The organism is Zhongshania aquatica, assembly GCF_027257955.1.
GTDB lineage: Bacteria > Pseudomonadota > Gammaproteobacteria > Pseudomonadales > Spongiibacteraceae > Spongiibacter > Spongiibacter aquatica.
Genome location: NZ_JANZNQ010000002.1, coordinates 152,277 through 170,906 on the forward strand (window position 1 = coordinate 152,277; position 18,630 = coordinate 170,906).

General features: G+C 45.6%; 19 protein-coding genes. 6 read left to right on the forward strand and 13 right to left on the reverse strand.

What is annotated here, in order from left to right; genetic code table 11:
* Positions 1 to 74 precede the first annotated feature (74 nt).
* From O9X78_RS02665 to O9X78_RS02685, 6 genes are all read right to left on the reverse strand, one after another.
* The gene (locus O9X78_RS02665; protein ID WP_269618063.1) at positions 75 to 1,187 is read right to left on the reverse strand and encodes a protein-glutamate methylesterase/protein-glutamine glutaminase; all 1,113 of its coding nucleotides are present in this window, start codon (positions 1,185 to 1,187) and stop codon (positions 75 to 77) included.
* 125 nt (positions 1,188 to 1,312) lie between these two features.
* Positions 1,313 to 4,333 carry a methyl-accepting chemotaxis protein gene (locus O9X78_RS02670; protein ID WP_269618064.1) on the reverse strand — a complete coding sequence of 1,007 codons (3,021 nt, stop codon included), beginning with the start codon at positions 4,331 to 4,333 and terminating at the stop codon, positions 1,313 to 1,315.
* Between the two features lie 66 nt (positions 4,334 to 4,399).
* Positions 4,400 to 5,242: a CheR family methyltransferase gene (locus O9X78_RS02675; protein ID WP_269618065.1), complete on the reverse strand. Its 843-nt coding sequence runs from the start codon at positions 5,240 to 5,242 to the stop codon at positions 4,400 to 4,402.
* A gap of 64 nt (positions 5,243 to 5,306) precedes the next feature.
* Positions 5,307 to 5,705: a YbaN family protein gene (locus O9X78_RS20900; RefSeq protein WP_350339229.1), complete on the reverse strand. Its 399-nt coding sequence runs from the start codon at positions 5,703 to 5,705 to the stop codon at positions 5,307 to 5,309.
* A gap of 33 nt (positions 5,706 to 5,738) precedes the next feature.
* The gene (locus O9X78_RS02680) at positions 5,739 to 6,206 is read right to left on the reverse strand and encodes a hypothetical protein (RefSeq protein WP_269618066.1); all 468 of its coding nucleotides are present in this window, start codon (positions 6,204 to 6,206) and stop codon (positions 5,739 to 5,741) included.
* A 15-nt stretch (positions 6,207 to 6,221) separates the two neighbouring features.
* Positions 6,222 to 6,581: a response regulator gene (locus O9X78_RS02685; protein ID WP_269618067.1), complete on the reverse strand. Its 360-nt coding sequence runs from the start codon at positions 6,579 to 6,581 to the stop codon at positions 6,222 to 6,224.
* A gap of 180 nt (positions 6,582 to 6,761) precedes the next feature.
* On the opposite strand from O9X78_RS02685, the gene O9X78_RS02690 reads away from it, so the two are divergent.
* Positions 6,762 to 7,613 (forward strand): HDOD domain-containing protein, encoded by an 852-nt coding sequence (locus tag O9X78_RS02690; RefSeq protein ID WP_269618068.1) that lies wholly within the window; start codon positions 6,762 to 6,764, stop codon positions 7,611 to 7,613.
* A gap of 82 nt (positions 7,614 to 7,695) precedes the next feature.
* On the opposite strand, the gene cheD is transcribed toward O9X78_RS02690, so the two are convergent.
* The 7 genes from cheD to O9X78_RS02725 form a co-directional block, all read right to left on the reverse strand.
* Entirely contained in the window at positions 7,696 to 8,307 is a 612-nt protein-coding gene (gene cheD / locus O9X78_RS02695; RefSeq protein WP_269618069.1) for a chemoreceptor glutamine deamidase CheD, read from the reverse strand.
* A 12-nt stretch (positions 8,308 to 8,319) separates the two neighbouring features.
* A complete protein-coding gene (locus tag O9X78_RS02700; protein WP_269618070.1) occupies positions 8,320 to 8,757 on the reverse strand; it encodes a hypothetical protein in 438 nt (145 codons plus the stop codon).
* 10 nt (positions 8,758 to 8,767) lie between these two features.
* Positions 8,768 to 9,193, reverse strand: a complete 426-nt coding sequence (locus O9X78_RS02705) for an STAS domain-containing protein (protein WP_269618071.1) — start codon at positions 9,191 to 9,193, stop codon at positions 8,768 to 8,770.
* A gap of 36 nt (positions 9,194 to 9,229) precedes the next feature.
* On the reverse strand, positions 9,230 to 9,736 hold the full coding sequence (locus O9X78_RS02710; protein WP_269618072.1) for a chemotaxis protein CheW: 507 nt from the start codon (positions 9,734 to 9,736) through the stop codon (positions 9,230 to 9,232).
* Positions 9,737 to 9,757: 21 nt separating this feature from the next.
* Positions 9,758 to 11,806: a chemotaxis protein CheA gene (locus O9X78_RS02715; RefSeq protein ID WP_269618073.1), complete on the reverse strand. Its 2,049-nt coding sequence runs from the start codon at positions 11,804 to 11,806 to the stop codon at positions 9,758 to 9,760.
* Between the two features lies 1 nt (position 11,807).
* Complete coding sequence (locus tag O9X78_RS02720; RefSeq protein ID WP_269618074.1) at positions 11,808 to 12,182, reverse strand: response regulator; 375 nt, start codon at positions 12,180 to 12,182, stop codon at positions 11,808 to 11,810.
* Positions 12,183 to 12,334: 152 nt separating this feature from the next.
* Positions 12,335 to 13,117, reverse strand: coding sequence for a sulfite exporter TauE/SafE family protein (locus O9X78_RS02725; protein WP_269618075.1), 783 nt, complete (start codon positions 13,115 to 13,117; stop codon positions 12,335 to 12,337).
* A 208-nt stretch (positions 13,118 to 13,325) separates the two neighbouring features.
* On the opposite strand from O9X78_RS02725, the gene O9X78_RS02730 reads away from it, so the two are divergent.
* From O9X78_RS02730 to O9X78_RS02750, 5 genes are all read left to right on the forward strand, one after another.
* On the forward strand, positions 13,326 to 13,484 hold the full coding sequence (locus O9X78_RS02730) for a hypothetical protein (protein ID WP_269618076.1): 159 nt from the start codon (positions 13,326 to 13,328) through the stop codon (positions 13,482 to 13,484).
* Between the two features lie 230 nt (positions 13,485 to 13,714).
* A complete protein-coding gene (locus O9X78_RS02735) occupies positions 13,715 to 14,065 on the forward strand; it encodes an Hpt domain-containing protein (protein WP_269618077.1) in 351 nt (116 codons plus the stop codon).
* A gap of 7 nt (positions 14,066 to 14,072) precedes the next feature.
* A complete protein-coding gene (locus O9X78_RS02740; RefSeq protein WP_269618078.1) occupies positions 14,073 to 14,963 on the forward strand; it encodes a diguanylate cyclase in 891 nt (296 codons plus the stop codon).
* Positions 14,964 to 15,043: 80 nt separating this feature from the next.
* Positions 15,044 to 15,790: an alpha/beta hydrolase family protein gene (locus O9X78_RS02745; protein ID WP_269618079.1), complete on the forward strand. Its 747-nt coding sequence runs from the start codon at positions 15,044 to 15,046 to the stop codon at positions 15,788 to 15,790.
* Positions 15,791 to 16,116: 326 nt separating this feature from the next.
* Positions 16,117 to 18,606: a TonB-dependent receptor gene (locus O9X78_RS02750; RefSeq protein WP_269618080.1), complete on the forward strand. Its 2,490-nt coding sequence runs from the start codon at positions 16,117 to 16,119 to the stop codon at positions 18,604 to 18,606.
* The last annotated feature ends 24 nt before the right edge of the window (positions 18,607 to 18,630 follow it).

Here is an 18,630-nt window from a genome sequence, read left to right on the forward strand (position 1 = left end):
AATTTACAACTCTTATGATTCGGAAATCGACAAACAAAAATATTCGACCAAATCACTGCCGAGCGACTGCGACTTTACGGTCGCATTTCCTCATAAAGACTTACAATTTTAGATGATATTTTTCCTAAGCTCAGAATTTCATCAACAGCGCCGACCGCAACAGCAGCGCCAGGCATACCCCAGACTATCGACGATGCTTCGTCCTGCACAAGGGTTCTCGCCCCCGCTTCATGCATCGCTTTCAATCCCTCGGCACCATCTTTTCCCATACCGGTCAAAATAACGCCGACAGCATTTTTGCCCACATACTTTGCCACCGAATGGAACAATACATCCACCGAAGGACGATGCCGATTCACCGGATCGTGGTCACTCAGCACGCAGTAATAACGGGCACCATCACGCCGTAAACTCAAATGAAAATCACCTGGTGCTATATATGCATGCCCATGCAAAACTCGCTGGCCGTCGACCGCCTCACACACGGTCATCGCACTGCACTTATTCATCCGCTCAGCAAATGGACCACTAAACATCCCTGGAATGTGCTGAACAATAACCGTTCCCGGTGTATCAATAGGCAAACGTTCGAGCACTTCTCGAATAGCTTCTGTTCCCCCCGTTGATGCGCCAATGGCAATAATCTGATCTGTGGTTTTAAAGTTCAAATTACTGTTCGTAGTCACAATCCCCCCTGGTGAGATATAGGATTCACGAGAGTGTCGACTATTGCTTTCAACTAACTTTGAGACTGTTGCGTACCTAGCGATCTTTACTTTCTCGATTATCTCGCTAGCATATTCTTTTAGTTTGCTGGCGATATCTATTTCTGGTTTGCTAACAAAATCTACCGCACCTAATTCTAATGCCTCTAGTGTAACCGAGGCATTTTTCTGTGTAAGCGACGACACCATTACTACTGGCATTGGTCGCAAGCGCATTAAATTACGCAGAAATTGCAAGCCATCCATCTTAGGCATCTCAACATCCAGAGTGAGAACATCTGGGTTAAGCAGCTTGATTTTTTCGCGCGCTATGAATGGGTCTGACGCGACGCCAACAACTTCAATATCGGGGTCAGAACTCAAAATTTCTGACAAAACATGGCGCATGAGCGCCGAGTCATCAATGACCAAGACCTTAATTCGCGGTTTAGCACCATCAGCAAGCGTAACGGGATTCAGCATAAAGCCTCCAGAATACCCAGAACACACATAAGGACTGTCAGATTATTTATAATTTATGCGTATTCAGAAAGGGAAGAAGCAGCGCGAAATTTCTGTGTGATATTCACGCTGCAATACCTCTACAATTAGAACTCTTCCCAGTCATCGCTATGATCATTACTTGCCATCTTCCGGACTGGCAGCTTGGTTGGTGTTGGTTTCGAGCGAGGAACGATTCGATGAACATCACCACCACGAGACTCAGTAGGCTTCGGCGTTAGCGTAGCCTTGGTAGAGACTGAGGCAACATCGTTAGCCGATGTACGGAAATAAGTCATCTGATCACTCAGCCCACGCGACAAGGAATCCATGGATTGACTGGCCGCTGCCGCCTGCTCAACCAAAGCGGCATTCTCCTGGGTTACCTTGTCCATTTCAGCAATAGCTTTATTAACCTGTTCAATACCTGACGCCTGTTCTTGGCTAGCCAAGGCTATTTCAGCAATGATGTCCGACACCTTCTTCACGCTACTCACGATTTCACCAAGTGTAGCCCCAGATTCATCAATGAGCTTAGTTCCCTCGTCCACTTTTTCTACACTATCTTTGATTAGTGTTTTTATTTCTTTAGCAGCCTGAGCGCTGCGTTGCGCCAGATTACGCACCTCAGAGGCTACTACCGCGAAACCTCGGCCCTGCTCGCCTGCGCGCGCAGCTTCAACAGCCGCATTTAGCGCGAGCAAGTTAGTCTGGAATGCTATTTCGTCTATAACGCCAATAATGTCTGAAATGCGTTTAGACGAAGAGTTTATCTCTCTCATCGCACCTACTGCTCGGCCCACGACCTCGCCACCTTTTTCAGCTTGGCCTCTTGCGCTCGCTGCAAGAGTATTAGCTTGGGATGCATTTTCGGCATTTTGCTTAACGGTTGCGGTGAATTCCTCTACGCTCGATGCGGTTTCTTCTAATGACGCTGCTTGCGCCTCAGTCCGATTTGAAAGGTCTAAGTTACCCTGCGCGATTTCTGATGCGGAACTTTGAATACCTGTTGCCGCTTCTCGAATCTGCGTAACCATATCTCTCAGATTGTTTACAGAAAGATTTAAAGCATCTTGCATTGTGGCAAATTCACCGTGATATTCACCATTCATAACCTGAATCAAATCACCTTCAGACAATGCAGCCATTACACGTGAACTTTCAGTTAGAGGTGCAGAAATAGCATCCATCAATCGGTTTAAACCTGCAGCTAAGCGGCTTAAGAAACCGACTGTATCTTTGTCGTTTATTCGACTATCCAATTTGCCAGCTATCGCACTGTCCAACAAACCGCTAATTTGATTTTCAGCATTGCTTTGCTCACTAACAATAGCGTCCATAAGCCCATTTACCGAAACACTCAAACGGCGCATAAAGCCTTGGTAACGCTCTGCATTCAAGCGCTGACCTAACTCTCCCTTGGACGCGGACTCTATCAAGGACGCAATCTGACGTTCAGCATCCTTTTGTTCAGTAATATCCTTCCACTCAACCATATTACCCATATATTCGCCGTTTGCTCCGAGTATCGCGGTCGCATTTACCTCGAACTCAAGGTCGGCAATTTTTATTTCGGCTCTAGCGGGTAGGTCGCTAACATTGGCCAACAAACCACGCTGATGGCCGGGGTGCTTGTGGAATTGATCGATGGACTGCCCTACTAAATTCTCGACAGAGAACGAGGGGAATCGAGCGCGCAATACGTCTTCACGATTTCGAAGCATTTCAATAACAGCAGGATTTGCATAGGTAATATTCAAATCCGCGTCGCACATCATTAAGTTGGCTTCAGCGCCATTCACGGCTGACTGTAAGCAGGCGATTTCGATTTCCTTAGCACGCTGCTCTGTTACATCAAGCCATTCAAGTGTGTTGCCGATATAGTTACCGACTTTGTCGACTTGAGCGGTAACATTTATATTGAATATAAGATGACCAACATTGATATCAACCGAGTGCGGTAGATTAGACGGATCACTTAACATGCCGCGCTGGTGAGCTGGATTCTTGTGGAAAATATCAATGCAAGTGCCAACAATATTATCGACGTCGAAGCCTGGATAGACTGCGGCCATTGCATCACGATGGCGGCCTAATAGAGTGCTAGTTGACTCATTAACATAGGTAACAATTAGATCACGATCGACCATCATAATCGCCGTCATAGCGCTGCCTACGGCGGTTTGCAATCTCGCCACTTCGGTCTCTTTAGCGCGAACCTCGGTTACATCAAGCCATTCAAGTGTATTGCCAATGTAAGAGCCATCTGCACCTATCTGAGAGGTAACATTAATATTAAAAATAAGGTTTCCCACATGGATATCTGCTGAATGTGGAAGGTTCGCTGGGTCGCTTAGCATACCGCGTTGATGAGCCGGGTTTTTATGGAAAATATCTATACAGGTGCCGACAATGTTTTCAACATCAAAACCCGGATATACTTCACGAAGCTCATCGCTGTAACCTGCCAATAATTTGCGGGTTGCATCGTTAACGTAGGTTACTACCAAATCGCGATCGATCATCATGATCGCTGTCATTGCTCTATCGACTGCAGTCTGAAGCCGCACAACTCGCTCTTCCTTTGCGTGCTGTTCGGTTACGTCATGCCACTCCAGTATGCTGCCGACGTGTACACCGGCCTCATCAATATTGGCGGTAACATTAATATTGAGTACCAATTCGCCAACAGAGATTTCTAGAGACCGAGCAGACACCGTAGGATCACTCAACTGCTGCGGTTTGTATGACGGATCGGCAGAAAAAACGTGATCAACACATAATCCGTTTAAGTTACCTGCGTCAAACCGCGAGTAAATAGATGAGAAAACCTTAGAATGCTTCTCTAACAGAGTAATAGCAGCGTTATTCGCGTAAGTTACAATGCGATTTTTATCCACCATCATAATCGGAGTCATAACCCCTGCGACAGTCAACCGCAATTGACTTAACTCTTTTTTCAATGCGTCAAGCTCTAACTTAGAAGATGACGATCGCGGTGCCACCTTCGCTTTAGCAGGAGCTCTCGCCTTGGTCGATGCTTTTGTCGCGCTTGGTGCTTTCGCTTTTGGAGTCGCCGCTCTAGAAACTACGCGCCCCTTTGTATTTGTCTTTATTTTCGCTTCCATTTCGTATCTCCTAAACCGAGATTTTAACCATTTCGGTCAACTCTCTGGTCATCTATTAATTTGTTACTAAATTTTTTCGTATATGGTTCTGCCAATTAAGCGATAGGACTCGCAAACCCCTGCGAGGTTTTCCGAATGACCAATCATCAACTTCCCCCCCTTACTCTGATTTTTTGAAAATCGATCAAACAGTGTTCTCTGCACATCCTTACTAAAGTAAATAACAACATTACGACAAAATATAATGTCGAATGATGTCTTTATCGGCCATTGACCCAAAAGATTTAGCTGACGATAGGTGATCATTTCTCTCACTTTTGGATGAATCATGACAAAGCCTGAATTTTCGCCCTTACCCCGCTTAATCCAAGGATTAACAATCGAATCGTTGGCGTTATCAAAACGCTCATCAGAATATATACCTCGAGATGCGGTAGCCAAAATTGCAGTATCTAAGTCGGTTGCCAATATCTTGACATCTGCAGTTTCTATACCCTGTACGCCGTGAAGTAGAGACATCGCCATAGAATAAGGCTCTTCGCCGCTAGAACAACCAGCCGACCAGATGCGAACTGATTTTTTAATCTTTATCAACCGCGACACTTCATTCACCAAAAACTCGAAATGGTGATTTTCTCTAAAAAAGCTCGTGAAATTAGTTGTTATTGCACTGATAAAAAATGGCAGCTCCGATTCGTCGCCGGAGCTGATAATATCAATGTAGTCATTAAAGTCAGTTATACCTAAAGCGCGTAATCGCTTAGAGTAGCGACTGTACGTCAGCTGCTTTTTTTCATCACCTAAAGTAATGCCAGTGTGCTCGAAGACTAAGCCCTTCAACTTTTCAAAGTGCTCATTTTGAAAAGGAAATTCGAATCTTTGATCTGCTAGGTCTGCGCTAGTATTCAATTTATAGCCCACCTGATTTTTCGTATTTACGAAGTAAACACATCACTTCCACCTATAAGCATGATTAGGCTATTGGACTCTTAACAGCGCCAGAAAGAAGCGAGTTCGATCTACACGTATTGATCCTCAAAATACATAGCGCGCCAATTAACATCAGTCCGCCACCCACAACCTTGAAGTACACACCGTGGCTGGCGAATCCAAGCGAAGCTGATCCCATAATCGCCATCGAAAGCAAGGAAACTATCTTCGTTTTACAGTTAACACATCGCTGGCTCTCCCAGCGCTCAATACAGGGGCCAAAAAATCTATTGCTTAGCAACCAGCGGTGCCAACGCGCTGATGACTTAGAAAAACATCCGGCGGCAAGCAAAATAAATGGCGTTGTCGGCAACAGAGGCAGAACTGCACCAATTAAACCTAATGCAATAAACATGAATCCTAAAGCTGTGTAAAATCGCATTAATTACAACCCACAGTTTTGAGTTAGAAAACTCTAAATAATGCTAAATAGCATTTTTCCGAAGCCGTACCGAGGTATTTTTAGTTTGAACCCGACAGTCGTTCTAGGAGTAAAACCATCTGATACTGCTGACGCTTCAGCTGGCCTAAAGACCTTATCCAGTTTTATGTGTGTAGATGAGTCGGACATGAGCAGCCGCGAACACACATTGATAACTTCATAAAAGTTATCAACCGAGGTCTTAGTGAAGTCCCCACTTTTTATCATGTCTTCTGCGCCACCAGCCGGCATCATTGAAAGCGCCGCGCCTGAATAGGCAACAAAGGCAGGATCACATGCACATAAGGCAACAAGTTCGCCATCATCGTTTATAAAATTAGCAACAAAAGCACCATCAATTTTCTTATCTGGTATCTCCGAAGTATCGATGTCGCTACCGTATAGCATCGATAACATGTCAGAAACACTTTCGCCGTTTGGTACAATCAGCCGATTCGTCATTTTTGGGCGCCCCAATTACATTATTGCTGTTAGAACTTTTTCGAAGGATTCAACTGAAAATGGCTTGGATATTAAAAACTTGGCACCGCCTGCTGATGCTTTTGCGCGCATTTCTGCTGTTGCCTCAGTGGTAATAAATCCAAACTTTGTTTTAATACCTTCCTCGTTCATCGCTTCAAGCAATTCGATTCCAGTCATATTAGGCATATTCCAATCTGCCAAGATTAAATCTGGAACTTTATTCTTTATCGATTCAAGCGCCACAACGCCGTCTTCTGCCTGGGAAATATCGTTGCCGCCGAACCCAGCTTGCCGTAATGTACGTATTATCATGTTACGCATAGCAGTGCTGTCATCAACAACCATAATATTCATATTTTCCTATTCCTTTTATTCGAAGTAATATAATTAGTGAGCAGTTCATCACAAGAATTGCAATCTCCCTATTAGTGATGATACTTATTGAGTAACGACTAAACTAAGCCGAATCTGTACGAATATTCCGAAGTGTCAATATACCTCTACTTAGGTATATGAATATCGAGTGTTTTTACTATGCCTAATGCGCAGCAACTGGTAGCGGATACCACCTCATTAATATCTTTTCCCGACGTAGCCATCGCTTTAAATAATGCGCTGAGCAAGGGTGACAATTCCGCTAAAGAAGTTACCGACATAATTGAACGCGACCCAGCGCTTACTGCCGCTGTATTGCGAATCTCAAACAGTGCCGCCCTAAATACCGGCGTAGAGATAAACACTGTCTCACGAGCTGTTTCGCGCCTTGGATATCGTCAAATCAACGAACTCGTTATGGGAATTGAGGTAGCTCGCTCATTTAACGCGCTAACAAATGATCTGATTAGCATTGAGGATTTTTGGAAGCACAGCCTACTTTGTGCAACGATCGCTAAACGGATTGCAAAGCAATGTAAAGGCATAGACGCCGGCGCCGCCTTCACTGCAGGACTGTTACATGATATCGGACAGCTAATTATATTTAGCCGTCTTGAGGAAGAATCTGAAGAGTTTCTTTCTAAATCCATTTCAGAATTCGACGGTCTCACGACGTATCTTTGCGAAAAAGAAGTTCTCGGCTACGACCACACCAACGTAGGCCTTGAACTAGCTATGAAATGGAAGCTACCTCGGTCACTACAGGAGTGCTTGTATGCGCACCATGAACCTAACAAAATAGTCCCAACCCCGGACTTAGTTATGCTCATTCATATAGCAAATAGTCTAGCTGTACTCGCTGAGCTTGAAAGCGATAAATTAGAAGACGGCCCGGCAATAATGGATAGTGCATGGGATCAATTAAAATTGGATAAAAGTCGAATTTTCGATATTCTAGACGGCGCGCAAGACGAGGTTGGCGACTTGCTCAAAATATTTATCAGCAAATAATCAACGTTTCGTCGATACGATCCTACCCGCAACCATCTGCAATTAAAAACTCTCCCTTAGCAAGCTCAAGCTTTAAAGCCAATTAATCAAATAGCTCTATATCGCTGCTTACTGGCTTGTCGTGTAGTTTACGCTCGTAAACTTCTTCTTCATGAATAACCATATTCGCGTGCAGGGACCTAAGTCTCTTAACAAGAACACGCCCAGTCGTTGGGAAGTAATTTATTTTTCTAGAGAACTCAAGCCCGACATCTTCGGCAACGATTGCTATTCGCTCTAATTCAAGAAAGCTGCGAACAAAAGAAATATTCTTACCGCCTACATCACTAAGCCCCCTCATCATCCTGCCGCCACCGAAGATTTTAACCTCCAAGTTTTCCCTCCGTCCGCCGACCTTAAGTATGTCGTTGATGAGATGTTCCATCGCATAAGCCCCATACCGCGCGGCCATACCATCCATTTTGGTATCCCCCTCTGGCAGCATAAAGTGATTCATCCCACCTAACTTAAGCACCCGCTCTCGAATGCACGCGGAGATACATGAGCCAAGTACCGTGGTAATCATTTCATCTTCACGATCAGAGACATAGTATTGCCCAGGCAATACTCGGGCCGCATAGACCGCATGCGCACCATCCCAGTGTTTCTGTATTTCGGGATACTTCGCATTCACTTGTGTCTGAGTATGCGGCACTAATTTATTTCCTTAGAATAGCTCAGATGTAGAGCACGACGTATCGTCATCAAAACCAAGATGAACGTTTAGCTCTTGGGAAGAGGAGTATAAATCTGCAATTTTTGCAGATAACTTCACGCTCAACTCATTATTCAGCTCTGTAGGAATTTCATTCTCAATGAGCTCAAGTGCGCTTTGAACGTGGGTTAATTTCTGCGAGAGAAGATCAAAGCATTGCATATGCACAACGATTTCATTCAATGCATGCTCCATTTTTTCGGCAGATGACGCATCAATAAGGCCAGCTTTAGTTAGGTAGACCAGTTGGTCATCAAGTTTGACGAAATAAGACATCATTCCGCTTATATCCACGGCAGCTTCAGCAACCGCAGCCTCAACTTGCTTCGAAATAACACCTAGCAGCGGTTTTTCTAACTGTCCATTATTCTTAATTTTAACCACGCCCATAGTCTTCCCCCTAAAGGGACTCAACCAATGAGTCTAATTTTAAATACTTCGTATAATCTAAATGCTTTGCTAGGTCGCAAAAATACAACGAAGGCTGATACCAATCTACATCACGCCCATTACGCTCTGAATGTTGGACAAAGGATGACAATAACTGCAGAACGGCCGTGTCGGAATCTGAAACAGCGGACGCATCCAGTATAATGCGACTACCTGCACTGGCGTCTAATTCGGCAAGATCTTGGTACAAGGCCATTACTGTATCAATCGTAGATGCCTCCGAAAGTTTTAAACTGATACTGTCGGCTTGAGCATCTGAGCCACCACTATCGTCTTGGCTACCATCGAGCAGATAGACAAACTCATCCGCTTTCGGACTCACATTCGCCGAGGTCGGTTCATCAAGTAAAATCACAAATTCACTGGAGTCAGCCATATATCCCCTTTAAATACGTTTCAGGATGCAATACGATCACGCAGCTGCGACGGCGGCGACTTCTTTAATCGTCAGTAGTTTGTCTATATCGAGTAAAATTAGCATTTTATCGTCCACAGTGGACAAACCTTTGATGAAGTCTGCACGTACCGAACCACCAAAGTCTGGCATTGCCTGCACCGTTTGTTCGTCCACGCGATAGACCTCTGACACAGCATCTACGACCATGCCAATGGTACGTCCCTTGTCAGTGCTTTCAACCCGAACAACGATAATGACGGTTGTCGGTCCAAATTCGATCGAGTCCATATCAAAGCGTTTTCGCAAATCTATAATAGGCACAATCGCGCCACGTAAATTCATTACACCCAAGACATAGCGCGGTGAACTTGGAATCGGCGTGACGGTGTCCCAACCTTGGATGCCCTGCACCCTTAAAATTTCAACGCCGTATTCTTCACCATTGAGCATAAACGTAAGATACTGATTTGTATCTGCGTGCAACATGTCTGAAGGCGACAACTGTAGGGCCTCATTGCTCATTTGATTTATCCTCTCTATTCATCAAGCCGCACTTGACTGCGGTGTCTTTTCCAACTGGCGCATATCCATACTATGTACTAACCCAGGTACGTCGATTATCAAGGCGACATTCCCATCACCAAGAATGGTTGCTCCCGCAAGTCCCTTAACTGGCAAGTAATTTTCCTCAAGACTTTTTATAACGACCTGTTGTTGCTCCAACAACTCATCGACGAACAAGCCCATTTTCTTACCGTCACTTTCAACCACAACTAGAAGCTCGCCTTTTTTCTCCTCTGACTCACTAAACAGTGACTCAGACGCCATATCAAATGCTTCACGAAGACGAATCACCGGAATATAGTCTTCACGTAAGCGATAGACATTACCCGTGCCAACGACCTTACTAATTTGTCCTTTTGATACAAGCACGGTCTCAACTATAGATAGCAACGAGAAGATATAGACTTGATCGCCAACGCGAACCAACTGTCCATCGAGTATCGCCAACGTAAGCGGAAGGCGAATTTTTAACGTCGAACCTTTGCCCAGTGTTGACTGGAGATCAACTCTACCCCCCAAATCCATGATATTTCGGCGCACCACATCCATACCTACACCGCGACCGGAAAGATCACTAACCTTATCTGCGGTAGAGAATCCTGGTTGAAATATAAGATTATTAATTTGATCATCTGAGAGCACTTCACCAGGTGCGACAATACCTCGCTCTATCGCTTTTTCCAGTATCTTCTTCTGATTAAGACCAGCGCCATCATCGCTAACCTTGATAACTATATTTCCACCTTCGTGATACGCGCTTAGATGCAATATTCCCGTTTCCGGCTTCCCAGCCGCAATACGGTCGGCGGGCATTTCTATACCGTGATCCAACGAATTTCTAACCAAATGCACAAGCGGATCACTCATTTTCTCAAGAACAGTTTTATCTAGTTCTGTGTTCTCACCCGACAATTGCAACTCGACTTTTTTGCCGAGCTTAGTACTCATGTCACGCACCAACCGTTTAAACCGGCTAAAGCTTGCCCCTATAGGCAACATACGAATTTGCATCGCGCTTTCTTGCAACTCTCGCGTATGCCTCTCAAGAACAAGCAGTCCGTCGCGTAAACCCTGTGTATCATTACCTCCGGTGTCACGATCACCAAAGCGCGCAAGCATCGATTGAGTAATGACTAGCTCACCGACTAGATTTAAAAGCATATCTATTTTATCAATACTAACTCTAATAGATCCGCTATCTTTAGGTGCTGACTGGGTTGCAAGCTGCTTCGGCGCAGCTACCTTAGTTTCCGATACGCTGGCGGATTCAGAAATAGGCACCACAATGTGCTCCGCCATAACTTCCAGCGCCTCGATTCTAACTTCGCTTTGATTACTGACCCACTCGAATACTTCTAGGATTGCATCTTTTTCTACCTCACCTCGCAACTCTATATCCCAACAGGTATAACACGACTCGGGATCCATGCTTTCGAAGTCAGCGTCTTTAGACAAGGTCGAAATGACTGATATTTCACCCATTGACGCCAATTCACGCAGAAGACGCTTGGGCTCATTCCCGGTCTTGAAAATATTACCGTCGGGCGCGTAGTGAATCTTCCACGCCTTCAATGCCCCAGATGAAGATTGCGTCACTTTCTTTACGTCAACGGGCGCTTTAACGGCCGCAGTTTCGTTATTGAGAAGCGCATCTATTCTGCGCTGCACCGAATCTATATTCGCCTTATCAGCCTCACTTTGTTGCTGGGCTGCATTGAGCATATCTCGAATACAATCGACAGAAGCCAACAAAACTTCAATGACTTCTTCCGTCGCATCTCGCTGGCTAGAGCGCATCTGGTCTAGAATAGTTTCCACACCATGGGTAAAACCAGAAATGTCTAAAAAGCCAAATGTCGCAGCACCTCCTTTCATGGAGTGCGCGGCCCGGAATATATTGTTAATGGTTTCAATATCGGTGGTTTCTGGGGTCAGATTTAATAGACCCGACTCCATCACATCAACACCTTCCGCGCTTTCCTCAAAGAAAATTGCGTGAATTTCTGCCATGTCTAGATCAAGCGACATATCACTCCCCTTTTGGCTCTAACACACGATCAAGGATCCGCAACAGTGCCTCAGCGTCGAATGGCTTGACTATCCATCCCGTCGCACCAGCCTCTTTGCCGCGCATTTTCATGTCAGAAGCTGACTCGGTGGTCAACATTAGAATCGGTGTAAATCGATAGGAAGGCAAACGCCTTAACTCTGAGGTTAGAGTAATGCCATCCATATTTGGCATATGGACATCAGTAAGAACAACGTCTACCCCATTCTCTTTCGCAAAAGACAAAGCATCCGTACCATCTTCTACAGAATGGACTTCATGCCCTGCTTTACGCAAAGTCATAGACACCAATTGGCGCATGGAAGGTGAATCATCAACGGCTAGTATGCTGGCCATAACTTAGTCTCGCCCTCTTATTCTTTTGGGGTTAAAATGCAATCGCCAAGATCAAACGAATTCAGAAATGATCGAGTGCTGGAAAAGATTATGATTGCAGTAGACTAATTCGGAGGGAGACTAGATATTCGTAATTGTACTGACCGAAATATCTAACCTTTTAACAATGCTGCAAAACTCGCAAAGACGGTCATCAAAAATAAAAACCATTTCAAACCTTTAGTGCTTGCCTTAATTGCGATTCTGACGCCTATTTTTGCACCGATAACTGTACCTACAGCTAATATCAAACCCGGCACCCAGGCAACCAAACCCTGCCAGATAAATACTGCTAGGGCGGCGACAGTTAACGCCGCCGTACACACCATTTTGATAGCATTCGTTTTAACGAGATCGTAGCGCAAACTACCAGCAAGTGCGGCAATTAATATGAACCCTACTCCCGCCTGAACGAAACCACCGTAGATGCCCGCCAAGAACAATGTCAGTCGCGCATGCGGCGCCTCATCCATAGACATTGCTTTTGTTCCCAAAGGCGGCGCAACAACACTCGGACGTATTAAAATTATTAACGCCATCGACGTCATCGCAATCAGCAATGCCGGTTTCAGCCACTCAGATGGTGCAAATGCCGCCACAACTGCGCCAACCAGTGACCCAAGCAGGGTGGGCTTTAAAATTCCAAAAAGGTCATGACGCGCCAACTGTCCATTGCGATCAAAATCCTTCGCCGCTGTCACCGATTGCATCAATACGCCTAGACGATTAGTAGCATTGGCAACATCAGCAGGCAATCCCATAATCATTAACGCCGGAAGTGTAAGGTTTGAGCCACCACCCGCTAATGTATTAATTACCCCTGCAACAATGCCGACAACGACCAGTGTTATCGCAAACAAAGGGCTTAGCTGGAATAGCGCTCCTGAATCAACCATTTACACCCCACAAATACATACAGACCTGTTTAAGCCAAATACGCTCATCAAGCGCAACAACACAGCACAACCGGTTTCTATTATAAGCAGTATTGACCGATGTATAGGTATAACTTCGAATCGAATATAGGCACCCGCCAACTATACTATTACTCACGATCTAACGTACTTGAATTTAACGTACACAGAAAAAATAAAGGAGAGCACTATGACTAGCTCTAAAGCCGTTACAATTGGTATCCCGGTCGCCGCCAACATCGTATTGCTCGGTCTGTCGGGAGCGGCCGCACAAATGAGTATTGGCGTATTGCCCGCAGCAGCCCTATTAATTGCACTAATACTTAGCGCTACCGCATTGAGCGCCTAAACGATAACTTCAGCCCATCTTAATGTCGACAATCACAGCGACACAATAAGTAGGCATTGGCCATGCATCAAGCTGCTCAATACACAGAGGTTACAAAGAAGACTATTTCCGATTTGAGGTCTGATTAGTTTCCATAATGTATAAACCGTGTATTATTGTGCGGCAGCTAACAGCCCTCGCCTACCAAACAATCTCTTTGCGAACGACGGCACAAGAAAGACAGGGGTGAAATGATACTTGACCATGACCGAGTACAGGATTTAACTCGGAACAATACCAAGCTGATAGCATCTATATCACAACTGTTTCTAGCAGAACTTCCTGATATGATCAGAAGCGTCGAGAAAGCCTACGAACAAAGTGACCGTAAAAGTCTATCTATCGCCATACATAGACTAAAAAGTGCGGTCGGTAATTTTGCGGTTAAAAGTTTCTATGAGCAATTCTCAAGACTAGAATTACTCGCACTCGGCAACAACGCACCCGTTATGCCGCTTAGCGACTGGCTGAATGAGTGGGACACCACTAAAGCACAGCTCAATACAATGGTGATTGAATTAAAAGACATGGCAGGAATATAAACGCTATATGGATGTGTTAATCGTCGACGATGACGCGATCACTCGTTTCGCGCTATGCGCCGCGCTGGAGCAGTGGGGCTTTATTCCTGTCGTAGCTGAAAATGCAGACCAAGCTCTACAAAAACTCGCCACTGACACTACCCCTCATTTGCTCGTAATAGATTGGTCCATGCCAGGCATGAGCGGTCCAGACTTATGTAAAACAATACGCAAGCGCGAAGATGGCCAATTTTTCTACATTCTTATGCTTACCGGCAAAGAGGGTAATGAAGCCATTATCGAGGCGATGGAAGCTGGCGCCGACGACTTTCTGAGCAAGCCCTTTGATCACCGCGTGCTTAAAGTGCGTATTGCCGCTGGCAGTCGCATAGTTCGGCTAGAACAAACATTGAACCAGCTCGCCTCGCGAGACGCTCTCACTCAATGCTGGAATCGACGCATGATCGACGAGCTTTTCGCCAATAGCATTGCCGAATCGACTCGCAAACGCTCAAACTTTTCAATCATGGTCTTAGATATAGACCATTTTAAGATAGTCAACGACACCTTTGGACACGCGGCAGGAGATGTCGCACTGAAACATGTTGTAAACCTATTAAATACAAATCTGCGTGAATATGATCAAGTTGGGCGTTACGGTGGCGAAGAGTTTGTCATTCTGCTACCTGCAACCGATAGAAATGAGGCATGGGGCGTCGCCGAGCGCATTCGCTCGGCCATCCAGTTCCAACCAACCATTGTCAGTGAAGATGTACACATTGATTTAACGGTAAGTATCGGGATCGCACAATTTGACCGCAGCCGTGACGCAAATCAAAGCGCCTTTTTTGAACGCGCCGACAAAGCGCTGTACACCGCAAAACAATCGGGTAGAAATCGTATAATCTGCTCCGAATGATTAAAACATCAATGTCGACGAATAATCCGTATTGAGCCGACTGCGTATAATAATAAAAACCTAAACGGAAGCCATTATAAGTGGATACTGTTACTCCTCCCCCGCTACTGCATTCAATAAATGAAGTTTGGCGTGCCAGCTTGGAAGCCAGTCAACTCGCCTGCAACATTAGCGCTTTGCAAAACACGCCACGGGGCGACGGGCATTCCGTTATTACCCTTCCAGGATATGCTGGCGCAGACGGTTGCATGGCACCACTAAGGTATTTCCTAAGAAGTCGTGGCTACCGTTCTCATCGCTGGCGACTCGGCAGAAATATACCCCCGAGGAGAATTACAAGCTTAGAAGAGATGAATGAGTTTCAGGCCAGCATCCTATTGCGCTTAATCGACCGCATTAAACAAATCAAAGATAAAAGCGGTCGGAAGGTAAGCTTGGTTGGCTGGAGCCTTGGCGGTAACTATGCCAACTTACTTGCCCAAACCCATCCAGACCTTATTAGACAGGTTATCACCTTAGGAACACCCTACGGCGATCCAAAGGGCACCGCAGCGTGGAATATCTTAAAACGCCTTAATCGAGGCACCACCACAGACGAATCACAAGACACGGATGCATGGTCACAGGCGAGTAATGGCGAACGCATAGTCCCAACAACTGCTATTTACAGCCCAGTAGATGGTATTGTCTCTCCTCAAATTGCAAAGCTGAAGGCTGAAAATACAACTAATATTGCCGTTACCTCTAGCCATATTGGCTTTGCAGTTAACCATCAGGCATTTCGAATTATCGCTGAAGTATTAGCAAGCCACCCACGGGAGCGATAAAGTAATAAAATTACAAGCATTTATGCATAAACCGACTAATATCAATAAAAACAGGTGCTATGCAGGAGTTCATAGATACCACTTCACGCAAAGTAATACATTAACAATAATTAACTGAGCCGCACGATGACATTCTGCCTATAGAACAAGCAAGCATCAAATAAGACGGTCGAAACTACTTCAAGCGGATTATGCCTACGCTGTATTTTAATGGTTACTATGTTTTAACTAATGCATGGCATTAAAACAATAACAATTTGATCGGGAGCGCTTAAGTGAAGAGATTAACGCCTATAGTATCTGGACTGTGTGCATTCACAGTCTCAATGAGCAATCCAGCTTTCTCTCAAACCGAGGCTAAAAAGAGCGGTTTTGCCCTCGAAGAAGTGATTGTCACGGCCCAAAAGAAAGCGGAATCACTTCAGGACACCCCCATTTCACTGACTGCGTTCGGTGAAGAGCGTCTAGAAATCGACGGTATCAGTAATCTCGGTGATATCGGCTCAAAAGTGCCTAGTTTGACCATCGAGCCTTTCCCGATCAACAACGCCACACTAAGGATATTTATACGCGGTATTGGTATTGCCGATGTACAGGTGACTCAAGACCCACCGGTAGGCATCTATGTTGACGGAGTTTATATTGCCCGCTCCACCGGTACTGCCCTAGACGTTGCTGAGTTACAGCGTATAGAAGTTCTACGCGGGCCTCAGGGAACCCTATACGGTCGCAATACGACCGGCGGTGCTATTAACTTAGTGACCAAGCGCCCAACAACCGACGCTTTTGAGTTTAAACAAAAGTTCACTGTTGGTAATCGCGGCCTGTTTACCTCTAAAACCTCAGCCAATATCCCACTGAGTGACACCATAGCAGCCAAAGTGGCCTACCTCACCACGCAGTCGGACGGCTTTATAGAAAATACTGGCCCAGGCGGGGATTTTGGCGACAAAGACGTCAACGGTTACCGAATAGATCTGCGCTGGGATATTAGTAGCACCATGTCTCTGGACTACGCCTACGACAATTCTGGCTTTGAATATTACAACTACATGTATCAGTCGATAAATCCTGCGATACAGAACAAAGGTCAAGCGGAACCGATTCGAGAGTTTGCAGTAAGCGAATCTAAACACAGTGATAAACGATTCAGCAGTATGGCGACAGCAAGACCATTCGAGGCTTCAACCACTGACATCGAAGGTCACTCATTTATTTTGACCAAGGATTTTGACAATTTCCAGTTTAAGTATATCGGTGCCTACCGAGAACTTAGAGATGCGTCCTACGCCGACTTGGGCGGCGGTCTAGGTTCAGAGGAGTACCGTGTTGATTCCCATGAATATTGCGGCCCTTCGGTAACCGCACAAACAGGCGAAGACTGCTTGCCGCTAGTCATTCCGGTTATATCCCAAGAACAGTTTTCCCATGAATTCCAGCTTAGCGGCTCTCTTTTTGATGACAGCGTAGACTACATAGTGGGCGCCTATTATTTTGAAGAAGAAGCCACTGAGAACAACTCACCGCTGCATCACCAATTCAGCGCGAAAATAAGCGACGGCATTATCCCCATTCCCGTGCTGGGCGAAATCCTAGGCGGAGTGCTGATCGGCGCGGGTGACGTGCATCTGGTCAATATGCTGTCACAACGATACGACATTAAGAACGAAGCCAAAGCGATCTTTGGTCAGTTCACTTGGACACCAGATTTATTCGATAAGCGCATGCACCTAACGTTTGGCGCTCGTTATTCGGACGATTCACGCGAAGCACTTAAAAATCAAACAGACAAAACATATATTGAAGTGCGGAGCCTTGATCTCGCCATCGATACAGAAAATCTTAGCGCGCTCTCACCCGTGCTTGAGCAAGCTGGATTTTTATTACCCGGCGACCGCAGCTTCGACAACGTAAAGGGTCAAAAAGATTTCAACGATGCCTCCTTTAGCTTTATCGGTGAATTTGACTTAACTGACGATGTCAATATCTACGGTAAGTTCGTGCAAGCCTACAAGTCCGGCGGCTTTAACACACGCGACCCGCAGCGCGGCAGTACTGGCGTTGCTAGTGGTACGCCCGGCAAGGGAGACGACACCGCAACCGCAGCGGGAGACGGCAATGTATATGGATTCGGTTTTGCTGACGGCTTTGACGAAGAGCGGGTTGCATCTCTAGAAGCCGGTATAAAAAGCGAGCTAATGGATCGTCGCTTGCGTATCAACGCCAATATTTTCTACAGCGAATACACCGACATTCAGCTTAACTTTATTCTTGGCGGCACCGTTGCTGATACTAAAGTGACCAATGCCGGTGAAGCAGAAATGCGTGGTGTAGAAACTGACATCACCTTCCTTGCTACAGAAAACCTCATGCTCATGCTGAACTATGCCTTCTTAGATGCAGAAGTAACCAAGGCGATAGATGAGTTTGGCAATGACCTCACCGATAGCTTCGGTTTCTATTCGGCACCGGGACAGTCCTACACAGCATCAGCCGACTACACTGTTGGTCAATACGATTGGGGACAATTAGCCGTAAACCTAAGCTACAACTATATGGACAACCGTCGCGGCGGTGTTAGAACCGACAATGCTAAAAACGTTTATATTGGCGAGTATGGTCTAATTAACGGCCGTATTAGCTTCAGCGAAATCCCGGTGAGCAAATACGGCACGCTCTATGTTGGGCTTTGGGGTAAAAACTTGAGCGACGAGGAGTTTGAGATCACCGCAGTAGATAACCTGCCGCATAGTGACCGCACCGTCATCTGGGGTGACCCGAGAAGCTACGGTATCGACTTAATATACCAATACTAAAATCACATGTATTAAAAAAGGCAG